This window comes from Actinomyces sp. HPA0247 (assembly GCA_000411415.1).
Taxonomy (GTDB): domain Bacteria; phylum Actinomycetota; class Actinomycetes; order Actinomycetales; family Actinomycetaceae; genus Pauljensenia.
In genome coordinates this window covers 1,184,105-1,201,460 of record KE150450.1, presented here as the reverse complement: position 1 = coordinate 1,201,460, position 17,356 = coordinate 1,184,105, and the positions used below count along the sequence as shown (strand labels likewise).

10 protein-coding genes are annotated in these 17,356 nt (G+C 68.9%); 2 read left to right on the top strand and 8 right to left on the bottom strand.

Annotation, left to right across the window (positions count from 1 at the left end):
- Positions 1-55: 55 nt before the first annotated feature.
- Both HMPREF1478_RS04795 and HMPREF1478_RS04790 read right to left on the bottom strand, forming a co-directional pair.
- The gene (locus HMPREF1478_RS04795; protein WP_016460959.1) at positions 56-1,291 is read right to left on the bottom strand and encodes a DUF58 domain-containing protein; all 1,236 of its coding nucleotides are present in this window, start codon (positions 1,289-1,291) and stop codon (positions 56-58) included.
- A gap of 4 nt (positions 1,292-1,295) precedes the next feature.
- Positions 1,296-7,340, bottom strand: a complete 6,045-nt coding sequence (locus HMPREF1478_RS04790) for an Ig-like domain-containing protein (protein ID WP_016460958.1) — start codon at positions 7,338-7,340, stop codon at positions 1,296-1,298.
- Positions 7,341-7,730: 390 nt separating this feature from the next.
- Here HMPREF1478_RS04790 and radA point away from each other — a divergent pair, with 390 nt between their 5' ends.
- Positions 7,731-9,116: a DNA repair protein RadA gene (radA, locus tag HMPREF1478_RS04785; RefSeq protein WP_016460957.1), complete on the top strand. Its 1,386-nt coding sequence runs from the start codon at positions 7,731-7,733 to the stop codon at positions 9,114-9,116.
- Positions 9,117-9,152: 36 nt separating this feature from the next.
- A complete protein-coding gene (disA, locus tag HMPREF1478_RS04780; protein WP_016460956.1) occupies positions 9,153-10,223 on the top strand; it encodes a DNA integrity scanning diadenylate cyclase DisA in 1,071 nt (356 codons plus the stop codon).
- A 3-nt stretch (positions 10,224-10,226) separates the two neighbouring features.
- Here disA and HMPREF1478_RS04775 read toward each other — a convergent pair whose 3' ends face one another.
- The 6 genes from HMPREF1478_RS04775 to ftsH form a co-directional block, all read right to left on the bottom strand.
- Positions 10,227-11,174 (bottom strand): hypothetical protein, encoded by a 948-nt coding sequence (locus tag HMPREF1478_RS04775; protein WP_016460955.1) that lies wholly within the window; start codon positions 11,172-11,174, stop codon positions 10,227-10,229.
- Between the two features lie 102 nt (positions 11,175-11,276).
- On the bottom strand, positions 11,277-11,753 hold the full coding sequence (locus tag HMPREF1478_RS04770; RefSeq protein WP_016460954.1) for a DUF3180 family protein: 477 nt from the start codon (positions 11,751-11,753) through the stop codon (positions 11,277-11,279).
- Positions 11,753-13,873, bottom strand: a complete 2,121-nt coding sequence (folK, locus tag HMPREF1478_RS04765) for a 2-amino-4-hydroxy-6-hydroxymethyldihydropteridine diphosphokinase (protein WP_034474952.1) — start codon at positions 13,871-13,873, stop codon at positions 11,753-11,755. The genes HMPREF1478_RS04770 and folK overlap by 1 nt, the downstream gene beginning before the upstream one ends.
- Entirely contained in the window at positions 13,866-14,729 is an 864-nt protein-coding gene (gene folP / locus HMPREF1478_RS04760) for a dihydropteroate synthase (protein WP_016460952.1), read from the bottom strand. Before folP ends, folK begins: the two co-directional genes overlap by 8 nt.
- Position 14,730: 1 nt before the next feature.
- Positions 14,731-15,300 carry a GTP cyclohydrolase I FolE gene (folE, locus tag HMPREF1478_RS04755; RefSeq protein ID WP_016460951.1) on the bottom strand — a complete coding sequence of 190 codons (570 nt, stop codon included), beginning with the start codon at positions 15,298-15,300 and terminating at the stop codon, positions 14,731-14,733.
- Positions 15,297-17,333 carry an ATP-dependent zinc metalloprotease FtsH gene (gene ftsH / locus HMPREF1478_RS04750; protein WP_016460950.1) on the bottom strand — a complete coding sequence of 679 codons (2,037 nt, stop codon included), beginning with the start codon at positions 17,331-17,333 and terminating at the stop codon, positions 15,297-15,299. The genes folE and ftsH overlap by 4 nt, the downstream gene beginning before the upstream one ends.
- Positions 17,334-17,356 lie beyond the last annotated feature (23 nt).

The following is a 17,356-nucleotide window of genomic DNA, read 5'->3' as shown; positions in this document are numbered from 1 at the left end:
GAACGACGCGAACGACGCGGCGGGGCCTGATGGGCACCGGGACGAACGGGAGCGCTCACGCCGACACCCCCCTCGACACCAGCATCGGCAAATCTTCCAGCGACGGGCAATCGATGATGACGCCTCGGCTGATCTTCCGGCGACGCCTCGCACGCCCCGGAACTACGCGAATAACGGACACGACCACGTCGACCGGCGCAATATTCGCCAGGCGAGCAGCCTCCTCGTCATCCACGGACTCACTCACCACGATCGACAGGACAGAGATCCCGCCGCGCTCCATGACGCAGCGCCGCACGACGCCCGCGAAATCCGAGCGCGTCGACGTCTCCATCTCCGACAGGGCATCCAGCATCGCCGTCGGCGTGCCCGTGGGAATCCACGCGTCCGCCGTGTGCATCGACACCGTGCGCGCCTCGCCAGAACCGGCGATCGCCAGCGACGCCGCGACGGACACACCCGTCTCAAAGGCACGGCGTCCCCACGCGTCAATCCGGGTATCCAGCAGCACCATGTGGTGCGAGCGGTGCGTCTCCTCGAACTGGCGCACGATCAGGCGCCCAAAACGGGCCGTCGACGGCCAGTGGACCGCACGCCGGTCGTCGCCCGGCTCGTAATCACGCAAGGCGTGGAAGGACACGTCGGAGCTCGTCAGCTTCTCACTGGCCACACCCTCGACATCCATCTGCATACCCGTCGCGTCGAAAGAAAAACGCACCGTCGGCGGATGCACGTGCACGAGGATCGGCTCATCCCACGAACGCACGCGGCGCAGCAGGCCCAGGCCATCCATACGCACCGTGCGCGCAGGGCCCACATTGATGACGCCGCGGCGCTTCGTCATCACCGAGAATGCCTCGTTCCACGTCCCGTTCCCGCTAATCGGAGGAACCAGGAACTCGCCACTGCCTCGTCCGATCGTCACCTCCACGAGGGTCGAACCCGACCGGCGAGCCGACTCGTTGACGACGCGCACACGGCCCACCGCCACCTGGCCGGCGACGATGCGGTCATTCTTCATGCGCAGCGACACCGACAGCGGCGACGGCGAGGCCACCGAGGCGATCGCCACCACCAGGGCCACCAGGCCCATGACGGCCACCACGAAGCCCTCGATCCAACCGAAGGCACCCGCGGCGATCGCACCCGCGATGAGCGCGACGCTCACCGACCAACCGACCGGCGTGAGCGCGCCGAGCCAGCGCGCCAGCCACACGACGGCGGGAACCGCCTCCAGGCGAGTACGGGCGTTGCGCCACGCAGCCTTGAGGATTCGACGGAGTTTCTTCACGTGCCTACCTCTCCGGCTTACACTCGCCGAGGATGTACTGGCCTCGGTTGAACACGTCCGCGGAATCCGCGAGCGTCACCACGCGCGATGGAATCGGGCCAGCCCCGTCCACGCGCACCGTGGCCGTGCTGTTATCACGATCCGAACGCACCGTACAGATGTGCGGGATCGACGCGCCGCCATCCCAGCCCGGGGCGCTGAGCGTGAACGTGTGGCAGGGCCCCACAAAGTACCCGCGCTCGTTACCGCTACAGGTCTCCACCCACTGCGCACTCACGTCGAGCTTCGTCGTCGTGATCGGGCGCGCATTCATCGGCGTCGAACCCATGGCGTTGACAGCCACGACCGACGCGTCGTAGCGAGCGCCCTGAGCCAGACCCGTGAAGGTCGCTTCGGTGGTTCCAGCGCCCACGGTCTGCGTCTGACCGCCCACGGACACGCGAATCTCGCTGACGGCGGGGTTAGCGCCCACCGGGTCCCAGTGCACAGTCACGCTCGAGGAGGTCACGCTCGTGAACACCACGTTCACCTGCGACGGGGCACCCGTCGCCTGGCCGACCGCGGCCACCGCGTCGGAGGCTACGGGACGATTGTTCAAGCCCGTGCCCGTCTGGCAGAAGTAGAACGTGGTCGGCTGCCAGCCACTGACCAGCAGAATGTCACCGTTAGAGACCTGCGGCCCGCTGGCACACGCACCCGGTGATTCGGCGTAGCGCAGCGTCAGGTTCGACGCGTCAAAGCCTCGGCCCGGAACGGGCGCCAGAGCGTCGACGCGCACCTTGCCCGCCTCGCCGATACCGGACAGCGTCGGGGCCGCGATCGGCGCGGGGACCGTCGCGACGTTCAGCGTCGTGGTCGCAGCGGCCGACTGGTCGTCCTCGGCGTTGAATGCCACCACCGTCACGGGCAAGTTGGGACCCGTCGGCACGTTGCGAACCTCAACGCTGGTCGCACCCGGGTTCGCGGTGGCTGACACGCCACCCACCGTGACCTCCGTGCGACCCCAGCCGCTTCCATTCGGGCTACCGAGCGACCAGGACACCATCACGTTCGCACGCGACGCGTCGGAGCCGATACCCGACGGGTAGGCGGAGACGTCACCCGGCGTGTCCGGCGGGCCGTGCGGGCTACCCTGCGTCGAATTAGACACCGGCGAGGGGGTCTTCGCATTGTTCTGCGCCTGGATGGACACCAAGTAGCTCGCGCCGTTACGCAGGCCACGAACAGTCGTCGAGGTCTCCGAACCGGACACCGACTGCGCGATCGGCTGACCGCCCGCCTGCGGCGCGACGAACACCGTGTAGGTGTGGATCGCCGATCCTCTGGTGACCGCAGGCGTCCACGAGACGATCAGGCCGCCGTCCGTGCCCTGGACCGTGGGCGCGGCCATCTGCTCGGGCACAGCGTCCACCAGCACCGGCGCGGACGCCGACGACGGATCCGAATCTCCGGCCTCGTTGTGGGCGATCACCGTGAAGCTGTGTTCGACGCCGTTTTGCAGGTCCGTCACTTCCATGCCGGGGTTGCGCGTCTCTTGGGGCTTGCCGCTCACCGAGTCGATGATCGTGTAGCTCGAAATGGTCCCACCGTTGGCAGCGGGCTCCTGGAAGGACACGAACGCACTGCCCGGGCCGGTCGCGGTCGCGGTCACGTTCTGCGGGGGATCGGGGCGATCCAGGACCTTAACGATGACGCGGCCCTGCACGATGCGATCCGGGTCGTTCGTCGCGTCCATGACGCGGTAGACGACGATCATGTCGCCGTGGAAGCCTGCCTTGGGGGTCACCGTCAGCACGTTGCCGTCGCCGGCCGCGCTGCCCTGACCCACGTGCACGGACGCTTCCAGGACCACGAGCGGATCCGGGAACGGATTCGTCGTGTACTCCGACAGGTTCACGGTCGCCGTCTGGCCGGCGTTGACCTTGATGCGCGCGTCCGTCGTCGTCACGAGCGGCTTCGAGGACTTCACGATCGTCACCGGAATATCCGCGGTGACCGCGCCCGAGCCGTCGTCCACGCTCACCGTGATCGCGCCGACCGGCCCCTTGGGCTGGTCCTTCTTGCCCGCAACGGTCAGCGTGTAGCCGTCCAGGGACACGTCGATGCCTCCGGGGACCTTCACCACGCGGTAGTCAAAGGAGCTCTTCGCCTGGTCGTCCGGGTCGTCGACCATCTGCGTGAGGTCCACGGTCACGTTCTCGCCCTGGCCCACGAGAATCGGGGTCGGGGTCAGGCGCGGGGGCATGTTCCTCGCGGGCTGAATCGTGATCGGGATCGTCAGCGTCGAGGACAGGGCCGAGGCATCGTCCGCCGCGCCGTCGCGCACCGTGAACGACACCGACGCGCGGCCCGAGGCCGTGTCAGGGGCCGTCAACACGATGTGCGAGGAATCCTGCAGCGCCACCGAGTCGATGCCGCCGCTGGACTTCACGGTCGCCGCGTCGGTGATGATCGGGGAACGCGAGTGATCGCGCACGAGCACGTAGTCGTTGATGTCGAGGGTCAGCGAGGACCCCGCGCGCATCGCCACCGGGATGCGCGTCATATCGAGGCGCGGGGCCAGCAGATCCGTGCCCGGGACCGTCACGACGGCGCTCGCCTTGAGCCCGTCGGGGTCCGTCACCGTGTAGACGACGAGGCGTCGGCGGGCCTCGGGGCTGATCGACAGGTTCTGGCCGGACACGCTCACGCCCGAGCCCTCCGCCGAGACCGTCAGTGCAGCCGTCGTGCCATCCGGGTCCTCGTCGTTCGCGAGAACGGGGACGCTCACAGGCTTCGAGTCGGCGGGCAGATCGGCCACGGACACGACGTCGTCGCGGGCAATCGGTGCGCGCAGCGGCGCATCGGCATCGACCGTCACGGTCAACTGCCCCTGGGCACGACCTCCTCGCCCATCTTGAATCTGGTAGGCGACGACGAACACGCCGTTCGTCTGGGGGGCCTTGACGGTGACCGCATCCTCGGCCACCGACACGGTCGCCGAGGCATCCGAGACCGACACGGTCGCCGGATCCGTATCGACGGAGAGAGCATCGCCGTCCGCATCCAGGTCGTTGCTCAGGACGTTGACGCTGACCTCGCGGCCCGGCCGCACCGTCACCGAATCCGGGACGGCCGTCGGGTTGTGGTTCTGCGCGCCGGGAGGCGCGATGCCGACGCGCACGCGCGCACGGCCCTGCACGCCGAGGCGATCCTCGACGATGTACGAGAACGTATCCGTCCCGGTCGCATCATCGGACGGCGTGTACTCCAGCCACTCCGTGCCCAGCACGACGCTGCCCTTGGCGGGCGGCTGATCGATACCGACGAGAGCCACCGAGTCGCCGTCCGGATCGATGCCCGTCAGCGGCACGGGAATACGCGTCATCTGGCCCTGCACGGCCCACGCGCTCAGCGCCTTCGGAACGGGGGCACTGTTCGCGGCGGAGGCCGCCACGACCTCGAACGTCACGGTCGACGTCGCACGATTACCCACCGAATCCACGACCGTGTACGCCACGCGCACGACGCCGGCCTCCGAGCCGGCCGAGAGACGCACCTGGTTGCCGGTCACGAACACCGAGCCCAGCTCCGCACCCGACAGGACGGTGACGTCGGGATCCAGGCTCAGCGACAGGCCAATCGGCGAACGATCGTTCGCCAGCACGTTCACCGAACCGATGTCGTCAGCACGCACCTTCGCGGTGTCCGGCGTGGCCTCGGGCGGCGTCTCCTCGCTCTGCGCGTCCGTCGGGATGACGCTCACCTGAGCGGTCGCCGACCCCGCGCCGTTGGACACCGTGTACGTAAAGGACGTCACGTCGGACAGGCCCGCGGGCGCAGTAATGCGCAGCAGGTGGCGCTCAATGAGAGTCACCTCGAGGCCCGAGCTCGCGGGCACGTCGATCGACTGGACGACCAGCACGCCGCCCGACGGATCCGTGTCGTTAGCCAACGGGGCGATCAGCGTCGCGCCGCCGCTGGGCAGCACCGCCAGGTCGTCCTCGGCAATCGGGACCGCGTTCGTGTCGTCCGCGACCACGTCAACGCGGATGACACCCACCGTCGTGGAGGGCCCATCCGACACCGTGTACGTGAACTGGAACGAGCCCGGCACCGACCCCGTGAACGTCAAGATGCCTCGCGACAGGTCCGCAGACACGGACGTACCCGCCGGGGCCGTACCCGACGCGACCAGGGTCAGCGCGTCGCCGTTCGGATCCGTGTCGTTCGCAATCGGGTCGAGGGCGAGGGCCTCGCCCACGCGTGCCACGTAGAAGTCAGCGCGCGCCACCGGCGGGACGTTACCCGCCTCCTGGACGCTCACCTGCAGCTCGCCCGTCGTCTCCGCGTGCCCGTCCGAGAGGGTCACGCTCAGCACCTTGACCCCCGCGCCCGAGCCGAGGTCGTGGATCTGCACCGTTCCATCCTCCGTGAACTGCACGGCGATGCCATCGGGAGCCTCCACGGACTTCAGGAAGAACTGGTCACCATCCGGATCAATCCAGTCCGACAGCAGGTTGTACTCCACCTGCGCGTTCGCGCCGACCTTGATGACCGGGCGCTTCATCTGGCGCGGCCCCTCGTTCTGCGTCCACGGGTGGATCGTCACGTGCACGGTCGCGGTGGCGCCCGCGAGGCCATCCGAGGCCTCGTACGTGAAGGACGTCGACCCGCTCGTCAGGTTCTCCGGAACGTCCGTGATCTGTAGGGCGCGCCCGCCCCTCGTGCGCACGACCGTGCCGAACTCCGGGTTCGTCACGGCGCGCGCCGTCAGCACGTCGCCGTCATCATCCGAGTCGTTGTCGAGGACCGGCAGCAGCGTCGAACGACCCGGGCGGATGCCGAAGTCGTCATCCACGGCCTCGGGCGGCGTGTTCTTGTCGTTGTGCTCCGGCTCCGAGACCTGCTCGCGCTGGTCCGGGGTCGGGGTGTCCTCTTCCTCCTGCTCCTCGGTGGGGATCTGATCCCAGTTGTTGACGAGGACCATGTTCTTATCCGGCAGCCACAGCGTGCCCGTCGACACGTCGTTGAGGACGATGCGCGTGCGGTTCGTGCGGAAGACCGCGGAGGAGGCCTCGGCGAGCGTGGGAACCGTCTGTGCCTGATTGCGCGACTTATCCGTGCACGTGCGCACAAACGCGCCCGAGCCCGCCCACGCGCCGTAGGAGCAGCCGTTATGGAAAACGGGGGCAGCCGGGTTGCCCTTCGTGCCCGCGTCCGAGGCGGGCTGGCGGTCCACCGACTTGCCGTTCAGGGAGACGGCCACGAGCTCGGAATCCGTCGCGAGGAGCACCGAGGCCGCGTCGTCGCCGGGGGCCTGTAGGACCGCACCGGTCACATGCTCCTCGGCGAGGTCTCGGACCTTCCCGTCGGGCATGACGAGGGTGTTGCCGGCCTGGTCGTAGATGACCGGCTTATCGCCGACCGCCGTGATCGACAGGGCGCCGGAGGGCTGGAATCCCTTGAGTGTCGTGCTCTTCGCGCGCCACGTCTGGCCTTCCTTCACGACCGTGACCAGAGACGAAGAACCGGGAGAGTAGGCGAACACCGTGCCCGACGGCGACACCGTGACGATGCCGTCGCTCAGATCCTTGGCGACCGCGTCCTCATTGGCAAACGACATCGTGGCGGGCTCGCCCGCGTTACCGACCCACAGGAGACCGGCGGCCGGGTCGAGGACCGCGAGGACGGAGCCGCCCTGTACCTGGGTGGCGCCCTCGGGCAGGGTGACGGCCTGGCCGATCGAGAAGGAGGTGGGTTTCACGGGCGACACCGTCCGCGTCACCGTCTCCCCCAGCGTCACGTCGCCGCCGGCCTGACCGATGTCGAAGGACGCGGACTTGACGGAAACGGTGCCGTCGAGCATGAGCGCGTCGTAGTTGAGGTGGCCCAGGAGCTTGCGATCCTGGTTCGTCACCCAAATGCCACCGTCATCGACGCTGACCTGGGTGACCTCGACGCCGCGGTAGACCACGGCGAGGACGCAGAGCATCGCGGACACCAGCAGGACGGCGATTGCGGGCATCCGCTTCGACCAGCTGTTTCGCGATTGACGCGCCTTGTTCATGTCGCTTCCTCAGTCTTCATGTGCGCACTGTTGTGGGGCGGTATCTGTATCCGTGTGGCCATGGTGAGCCATTCCAAGGATACACATCGACCAACCCTATGGATAAACGCCCGAGACAACAACAGGTACTGAATAAGCGCACACGCGTGGCGGCTCGTTCGCGCGGCGTTCCCGCGCTTCCCAGGCGTGCGAGAACCTGACCACAGTGACGTATTTGGACGCTCATTCTCGTTCGACGAGGCCGGAGCCAGGCCCTTTCCCTCCACGGGCCCTGCGTGCACGGGCCCGACGCGCTCGACGCACCTCGTTGCGCCCCCTCGGCCCACACACCTGCGGCCTTCTTCGCGCGCGCGAACCGCAGATGAGGGTGGGTCGGGTTACGGTGAGTGCATGGCGAAAGAGAAGATCACGTACCGCTGCTCCGACTGCGGCTGGACCTCCCCCAAGTGGGTGGGCCAGTGCCGCGAGTGCGGGGCGTGGGGCACGGTCGACCAGGCCGGCGAGGTCACGGGAGGCGCGCGTACCACCGCCACCACCCCGCGGCGTCCCGCGCTGCCTATCGGCGAGGTCGACGGGGAGCGGGCCTCGTCGCGCTCGACGGGCGTGGGCGAGCTGGACCGCGTCCTGGGAGGCGGCATCGTTCCCGGCGCGGTGATCCTCCTGGCCGGTGAGCCCGGCGTCGGTAAGTCAACGCTGCTCTTGGACGTGGCCGCGAAGGCCGCGCGTACGGCCGCGGCGGGCGGGCGCGGCCCCGTCCTCTACGTGACGGGCGAGGAGTCGGCGGCCCAGGTGCGCGGGCGCGCGGAGCGCATCGGCGCGCTCGAGCCGAACCTCCTCATCGCGGATGAGACGGAACTCGGCATCGTCCTCGGGCACGTCCAGGAGGTCTCCCCCTCCCTGCTGATCGTCGACTCCGTGCAGACCATTTCCTCCTCCCAGGTCGAGGGCGGGGCGGGCGGGGTCGCGCAGGTGCGCGCGGTCGCGGCATCCCTCATCCGTGTCGCCAAGGAGTCCGACCTGCCCACCCTGCTTGTCGGCCACGTGACGAAGGACGGCGGCATCGCGGGCCCGCGCGTGCTCGAGCACCTCGTGGACGTCGTCTGCCAGTTTGAGGGCGACCGCCATTCGCGCCTGCGTCTGCTGCGCGCGGTGAAAAACCGTTACGGTCCCACCGACGAGGTGGGCTGCTTCGAGCTGACAGACTCGGGGATCTACGGCCTCGCTGACCCCTCCGGGCTCTTCCTGTCGCGCACGACGCGCGGCGTGCCCGGCACGTGCGCGGCTGTCTCCCTGGAAGGGCGCCGCCCACTGCCCACGGAGATCCAGTCGCTCGTCGCACCCTCGTCGGGTGGCTCGCCGCGGCGCACGACCTCGGGCGTCGACCACGCGCGCGTCGCCATGATCCTGGCGGTCCTGCAGGCCCGCATCGGCGCGGACACGTCGGGGGCGGACGTCTACGTCTCCACGGTCGGCGGTGCCCGCACGGTTGAGCCGGCGATCGACCTCGCGATGGCCATCTCGATCGTGTCCTCGCTCAAGGGCGTTCCCCCTCGCGCCGACCTCGTGGCGGTCGGAGAGATCTCCCTGACGGGCGAGGTCCGAGCGTGCACGGGCACTCAACGTCGCCTCGCCGAGGCCGCACGCCTGGGCTTCTCCTCGGCGATCGTTCCCGCTCAGGGCAGCGAGGATCTCGCAGGCGTCGACGGCATCACCGTCTTTACTGTGTCGGATCTGGCGACGGCTATTCGTGTCGCTTTCCCGGCAGACTCGCAATAATAGGTACCAAACCTACTCTTCTGGGAGGGAATCACATTGACGTCCGATGCAGCGATCCTTCGTGAGGCACTGCGCGCAGTCGCGCCCGGTACGCCATTGCGAGAAGGACTGGAACGAATCCAGCGCTCCCACACGGGCGCCCTCATCGTCCTGGGATACACCCCCGAAGTTCAAGCCATCTGCTCGGGCGGCTTCGACCTCGACGTCGCTTTCACGGCCGCGCGCCTGCGTGAGCTGTGCAAGATGGACGGTGCCGTCATCATCGATCCCGACCTGTGGCGCATCCGCAAGGCCAACGTGCAGCTCTTCCCGGACCCCACGATTCCCACCGACGAGTCCGGCATGCGCCACCGCACCGCGCAGCGCACCGCCCGTCAGACCCACCTGCCGGTCCTGTCCCTGTCCGCGTCGATGCGCATGATTTCCATCTACGTGGGCACCGAGCATCGCCTGGTGGAGGAGCCCGAGGCCCTTCTCTCGCGCGCCAACCTGGCGGTAGATACGCTCGACCGCTACAGTCAGCGCCTCGACGAGGTCCTGCAGACCCTCACCATCCTCGAGATGCGCGACAGCGCGACCGTGCGCGACGTCGCCACCGTCATGCAGCGCATGGAGATGATCCGGCGCATCACCTCCGAAATCACGGAATACCTGGAGGAGCTCGGCTCCGAGGGGCGCCTGCTGGCCCTGCAGGTCGAGGACCTCGTGCGCGGCTCCGCGTCCGAGCGGGCCCTCGTCATGCGCGACTACATCCGCAACCCCGACGACGTCGCACGCGTCGAGGCCGAACTGTCCTCCCTCGGGTCGGAGCGCATCGTGGACCTCACCGCGATCGCGAACATCCTCGGGCTGGACGTGTACGAAGTCGCGGACCTGGACCGCGAGATCACGCCGCGCGGCGTGCGCGCCCTCTCCCTGGTCCCGCACCTGTCGTGGGGAGCCATCAAGGAGGTCTCCGCGCACATCACGACGCTGCCGGCACTGCGCGCCGCCACCACCGAGGAGCTGGAAGCCATCGAGGGCATCGGCCCCTACCGCGCCAAGCTCATCACCGAGAACCTGGCGCACCAGGCGCAGGCGGTCAGTTCCGGCCTCGTCGGCTGGTAGACCCTAGCGGCCCGACTGGGTTCCCGACTGCGCGCCGGACTGAGCTCCGGACTGCGGGGCGGGCGTGGGCGCGGGAGTCACGTCGACGACGGTCGAGCCGACCTCGCGCGTACCCATCGTGACCGCGACCTTGTAGGTACCGGCGGACGCGGCGCTCGCTCCACCCGCCGGGGTCGTGCAGCCGTTCGTGTACACGTAGCCATCCCAGCGCAGGGCGCCGGTCCACGTGGCGCCCGGGCGCAGCAGCAGGGTCGTCGACGACTGCTGGCCCTCGCCGCACTTCGCCGAGTTGTAGACCTGCAGGTCACCCGTCGAAATCTGCAGCCCGAAGCGGGACAGGGAGGTCGAGCAGGCGACGGAACCCCGGTTTTCGAGCGTGAGGGTCACGGGCATCGCCGACCCGGACGACGTCGCCGACGCCTTCGCCGTGACCGTGATGTCGCGATCCAGGCAGGTGGGAATATCGATCGTCGTGCCGTCGGTGAGCAGGCCGTCTGCCGTGGCCTCCTGGCCGCCCTTGAGGGTATAGCCGGACGCGTCCACCGCGCCGGACTGAACGGCGGATTGGGGGCTGGACTGCGGCGCGGGATCGGCGCTGACGGCTCCGACGATCGCGCGGATCCCAGCGACGATGCCCCACACGATGAGGGCGAGGATGAGGATCAGCCCGAGGCCCGTGATGATGCGCCGCGGCCACAGGTTGACGGGCGGACGGCCACCGCCCGACGACTTCTTCTGACGGGGTGCCTTCGCGCTAGCGGAGCGCTGCGCCGAGCCAGCGCTCCCCTTTTTCGTCGATGTGGAGGCCTTCGAGGCGGCCGGACGAGCAGCGGAAACGCGGCTGCCAGCTGCGGCGCGGGACGCTCGATCGCCGACGCGACCGGTAGCGCCTCCCGGCGCACTACGCCTGGAGGTGGGTCGCCTGGGGGAATTCTTACGCTGGTCAGCCACGCATCCACGATACCGGGCGCGGGGCGCGGGCAGCGGCTAACGCTCGGGACGGGGGCGACTTTCACACGGGGCGGCCGCCGCAACGCACTGCGCCGCGGGCGATCAGGCGGCCGCGCTGCGCTTGGAGGACGTCGATCCCTCGTCGTCGGGGTTGATGACGCACCAGCGTTCGATAACGACCGCGATGATCGTCCAGACGAGGCCGACGAGGCCGGACAGGCCCGACGCGATCGCGTTGGCCAGCATCACGGGCGCTTCGAGCTGCATGAGAGACACCGCCATGACGCCGATGAGAATTCCGGTCAGGCCGGAGCCGACGAGGGCGCTCGTGCGCGCGAAGACTGCGACGCGCATCGCGCCGATCGCGTCGATCCACGTGTCCTTGCCCGCGCGCAGGCGGCGCACCGCCAGGCCGGACCAGACGAGGCAGGCCGTGGCAATCGCAAAGATGACCGCGGGTCCAGGGGTGACGATCATCGGGGTGCCGCCCTGGCGCATGTGCGCGAGGAAGCCGAGGAAGCTCAGGCCGGCGGCCACGAGGCCCACCGCCGCCACCCACACGATCGACACGGGTTTCATTAGCGCCTCTTGACGATCGGGATCGCTCCGGTCATCGTGGGCCGCACGACAACGCGACGCAGGATGCCGGTCTGTGTGGCCTCGTCCTCGGGGATCGGGCCGACGGGAGTGTTGTCGGGCAGCCCGGGGGCGAGGATCGTCGAGCGCCCATCAGCGTGGACGGTGGCCTTGGGGGGCTCGTCGTCGTGGCCGAGGCCGGAGCGGTCGTCAACGACGCGCACGTCGTGTGCGGAGCTGACGGAGAAGTTCCAGTCCGGCAGCGCGATCGCCGAACGCGTTTCCTCCCGCTTGGGCTCAAAGACGGGGACCCAGCGGGGTTTTTCGGTGCCGCTCGGCTTGTAGGTGCCCGTGCCGATCTTGCGGGTCATGCGCCCGGCCGCAGAATCCGCGGGCACGGAGGAGACCGGATGCCAGGAGGGTCGCGACGAGGCGCGATCTGCGCGGTGACGGCGTTCGCGCTGGGGCGGAGCCTCCTGGGGGGACGCTTCCTGGGCGGGTGCGTTTTCCTGGGCGGGCGCGTTGTCCTGGGCGGGTGCCGACTGTTCGACGGGAGGAACGGGTGCCTGCGCGGCCGCTGCCTCCTCCTCGGCGGGGGCGAAGCGCGATGTGCTGGCGGCGGACCGGGCGGGGTCTGCCGCCTGCTCGGCCGCGAGCTGGGCGGGGGTCTGCGGCTGCGGGATCGGTGCAGCGTCGAGCGCAACCGCTTCCTCGCTGCTCATCTCCTGCGGAGCGGGCGTCACCTCGGGCGCAGGCACAGCCTCGGGGGCCCACGCCGCGTGCGGGGCCGCGGCCTCGGGCGACGGCGCACCTGCGGGAGCCGACACAGTGTGAGGAGCGGGCGCAGGCGTCGGCGCGGGCGGGACCGAGGCCTCGATCGCGCCGGAGAAGGGGGTGTCGGCCGCGGGCACACCCGGGCGGGTCACGAGGTTGTCGACCTGGCTGATTTCGCCGGTCAGGGCCTCGATGAGCTCGCGCATGTCGGCACTGGCCTGCTCGGCGCGCTGGGCCAGGAGCTGGTCCGAGTCGGCCATGACGGCCGCGGGGTCTTCGAGCCAGTCGTCGACAGCGTCGATGATGCCCTCGCGGTCGGGGGTGTGGGCCAGCAGGTCGGACACGCGTCCCACGCCCTCGAGGATGGCGTCGGGGTCGCACAGGAGCCAGGGAGCCAGCACGAAGGCGCGTTCCTTGGCGCGCGGGTGCGGCAGGGTGAGGACCGGATCGGCGGAGGCCAGGCCCTCGATCTGAATGATGTCGATGTCGACGGTGCGCGCGCCCCAGCGCTCGTGGCGTTCGCGCCCCAGCTCGCGCTCGATGCGGCTGGTCTGAGCGAAGAGCTCGTCGGGGCTCGCGATCGCGGAACCGACGACGACGGCGTTCCAATAGTCCGGCTGGGGGGCCTGACCGGGCGCGAGCACCGGCTTCGTGCGCATGATCGGCGACACGTCGTCGATCTGGAAGCCCTCCATGTAGGACAGGGCCTCGACCGTGTGCATGAGCGTGACGGGCACGTCCCCGAGGTTGCCGCCGATCGCCAGGACCACGCGACGCGAGCGCAGGTGCGCCGGTCGGGAGGTGTCCTCCTCGCGCGCTGCCTCGGCGGCGTGCGCGGCGCGGCGCGACGGGAGCACCTCGCGGTGCTCCTGCTGCGCGGGGCTGGGCGCCTGAGCGCGGCCGTAGGCCTCGATCTCGCCGGTGAGGACCGAGCCGTCCTCGGCCTCGTAGATGCCCTTGAGGGACAGCGATAGCGGCATCGCGTCAGTCTCACCCGCGCGCACGGTCACCGACACGTCCGCGAAGGGGTGGTCGATGGGGGCGTCGGGCTTGTGGACGGTCACCTCGGTGCCGACGACGCCCTCGTGGCTCATGACGCGCTCGGCGATGGTCTCAGCGAGGGTTTCGATCAGGTCAACGGCGGTGCCGGTGAGGACCGCCATGGCCTCGTCGGCGATATCCGCGTAGGAGACGGTGGCGGCGATGTCATCGGTGGCACCCGCGGTCTCGACCCACATGACGATGTCTGCGCTGAAGCGCTGGTCGCGGGCGCGCTCGAAGTCGTAGACGCCGTGATTGGCCATCGCCCCCAGTCCTTTGAGGGCGATGATGACGCGTCGGTTAGTCAACGTCGTTCTCCTTTCGGGCGATGGCTGCCACGGTGGCGGCTACGTCGTGGACCCGCACGGCCCACGCGCCTGATGCCGCGCAGTAGGCGGCGATGGCCGCACTGTCGGCGTCCACGTCGCCCCCGAGGGCCTTGACGAAACGCTTGCGAGAAGCGCCGACGAGGACGGGATAACCGCCCTCCAGGAAGCGCGGCAGTTCGCGCAGGATCTGCCAGCACTGGTCGCCCGTCAGCGAGAAGCCGAGGCCCGGGTCGATGACAATTTTATCAGCTGTCACACCAGCATCAATAGCGTCTTGAACCTGGGACCCCACGCGCTCGATGAGCGTGCCCACGAGGTCCTCCCCGTAGTCGAAGTGTTCCCCCGGCATACCCGGCAGCGCGCGATAGTGCTGAACGACGTACGCGCAGCCCGAGGCGGCGACCGCCGCATTCATCTCGGGATCCCAGCGCCCGCCGCTCACATCGTTGATAATCGCCGCACCGGCGCGCGCGGCCTCGCGGGCAGTCGCCGCGTGCAACGTATCCACGGACACGACGACGCCCTCGGCAGCCAAGGCCTCGACGACCGCGCCGATGCGCGCCCACTCCTCGTCCGCTCCGATACGCGTCGAATTCGGCCGCGTCGACTCCCCGCCGACGTCGATCAGGTCCGCGCCCGCGGCCACCATCTCGCGCGCATGGCGCAGCGCCGCGGCCACGTCCGCGTAGCGTCCCCCATCCGAGAAGGAATCGGGGGTGACGTTGAGGATGCCCATGACCGCCGTGCGCCCGCCGGGCAGGGCCAGCCCGCCCGGCAGTGCCAGGGACGGGACCGGGAACGAGGCCGGGGCGGCGGGCAGGGGCAGGGCACTCATGTCATCGGCTCCCAGACAGGACGAGGGCCATCATTTCGGCGCGGGTCGCCCCGTCGCTCATGATGCCGCGCAACGCGCTGGTCACGGTCGACGAGCCCGGCTTGGAGATACCGCGCATCGACATGCACATGTGCTCGGCCTCGATGACGACGATGACGCCCTGAGGGTCCAGGATCTCGTCGATCGCGTCGGCCACCTGGGCGGTCAGGCGTTCCTGGACCTGGGGGCGGCGCGCGTAGCCTTCGACGACGCGAGCCAGCTTGGACAGGCCCGTCACGACGCCGCCGCGCGGGATGTAGCCCACGTGGGCGCGGCCGTAGAAGGGCAGCAGGTGATGCTCACACACCGAGAAGAAGGTGATATCGCGGACCAAGACCAGCTCGTCGGTGCCCGCGTGGAACTGCGTGCGCAGGTGCTCACGCGGGTCCTCGGTCAGACCCTTGCACATCTCGCGCCAGGCGCGCGCCATGCGGTCGGGGGTACCGACCAGGCCCTCACGCTCGGGGTCCTCACCAATCGCGACGAGTAGGTCGCGCGACGCCTTTTCGACGCCTGCGGGATCGTAGGTCACTCCTGCTCCTCTTCCACGCCCGAAGCGCCGATGACGTCAGTCGGCGACACGTCGATTCCCTGCACGGGAACGGACGTCCACTCATCCTCGGCCTTAATACCGACCGGGTGGCCCAAGACCACGCCCGGAACGGCCGCGTCGGACTGGTAGTTCCACACCTCGCGCTCGGGGGCCTTGATGACGTCCTGGAAAATCTCACGCAACTGCGCCTCGTCGAGGGTCTCCTCCTCGAGCAGGCGGGAAGCCAGCGTGTCGAGAACGCCGCGGTTTTCCGACAGGATGCGCCACGCCTCGCGCATCGCGTTGTCGAGGAGGCGACGCACCTCCTCGTCGATGATCGCGGCGGTCTCATCGGAGAAGGAACGCGGAGCCTCGCCGGACCCGTGGCCAAAGGCCTCGGTGTCGGCGTCTCCGAGCTTGACCATGCCGATGCGGTCGCTCATGCCGTAGTCGGTGACCATCGCGCGGGCCGTCTTCGTGGCCTGCTGGATGTCGTTGGCGGGGCCCGTCGACGGATCACGGAACACGATCTCTTCAGCGACGCGACCACCCATGCCGTAGACCAGGTCGTCGAGGAGCTGGTTGCGGGTCTTGTTGAAGCGGTCCTCGGTGGGCATGACCATCGTGTAGCCCAGCGCGCGGCCGCGCGGCAGGATCGTCACCTTCGTGACCGGATCCGTGTAGTTCAGCGCGGCGGCGGCCAGGGCGTGGCCCGCCTCGTGGTACGCGGTCACGGCCTTGTCGTGGTCGTTCATAACGCGGGTGCGCTTCTGCGGGCCGGCGATCACGCGGTCGATGGCCTCGTCGATGGCGCGCTCGTCGATGAACTGCATGTTCGAGCGCGCGGTGAGCAGCGCGGCCTCGTTGAGGACGTTCGCCAGGTCGGCGCCCGTGAAGCCGGGCGTGCGCTTGGCGATCTGACGCAGGTCTACCTGCGCGGTGAGCGGCTTGCCCTGCGCGTGGACCTTCAAGATGGCCTCGCGGCCCTTCAGGTCGGGGGCCTCGACGGCGATCTGACGGTCGAAACGTCCCGGGCGCAGCAGCGCCGGATCGAGGATGTCGGGGCGGTTGGTCGCCGCGATCAGGATGATGTTGGCGCGCTCATCGAAGCCGTCCATCTCCACGAGGAGCTGGTTGAGCGTCTGCTCGCGCTCGTCGTTACCGCCGCCGATGCCGCTGCCGCGGTGGCGACCCACGGCGTCGATCTCGTCGACGAAGATGATGGCCGGCGCGTTCTTCTTCGCGCGCTCAAAAAGCTCACGCACGCGCGAGGCACCCACGCCGACGTAGAGCTCCATGAACTCCGAACCGGAGATCGAGAAGAAGGGGGCGTTCGCCTCGCCGGCCACGGCCTTGGCGAGGAGGGTCTTACCGGTTCCGGGAGGGCCGTACAGCAGGACGCCGCGCGGGATGCGCGCACCCACCTTGTGGAACTTATCCGGGGAGGCCAGGAACTCGCGGATCTCCTCGAGCTCCTCCACGGCCTCGTCCTCACCGGCCACGTCCGCGAACGTGACGTCCGGACGCTCCTGGTTGAATTCCTTGGCGCGCGACTGAGTAAAGCCGCCCATCATGCGCGACCCCGACATGGAACGCATCACGAAGTAGAACGCGCCCATGAGGATCAGCAGCGGAATCAGCAGCTGAATAATCGCGCCGAGGGCGCCGGACTGCGGGCGCACCGCATTCCACCCCTTGGCGGGAGCCTTGGCAGCCACCGTGTCCAAGATGTCCTTGGTCTGCACGTAGGAGTACGTGAAGTACACGCGCTTACCCAGATCGACGGTCTTGTCGTCGCCGCCGGTGGACTGGTGGACGTAGTTCTCCGTGAGCGTCAGATTCACCTGCTGGGTGCCCTCGTTGAGGACGACCTGCTCCACCGTGTCACCCGAGATGAGCGCCAGGCCCTCCGACGTCGTCACCGAGCGCGGTTGATTCGTCTGCCAGAGGAACCAGCCGCCCACCAGCAGCACGATGAGCGGAACCAGCACCCACCCCAGGCTGGGGCGTTTGTTCTTGATCTTCTCGTTCACGGGCATCCCTTACAGGTAGGCGT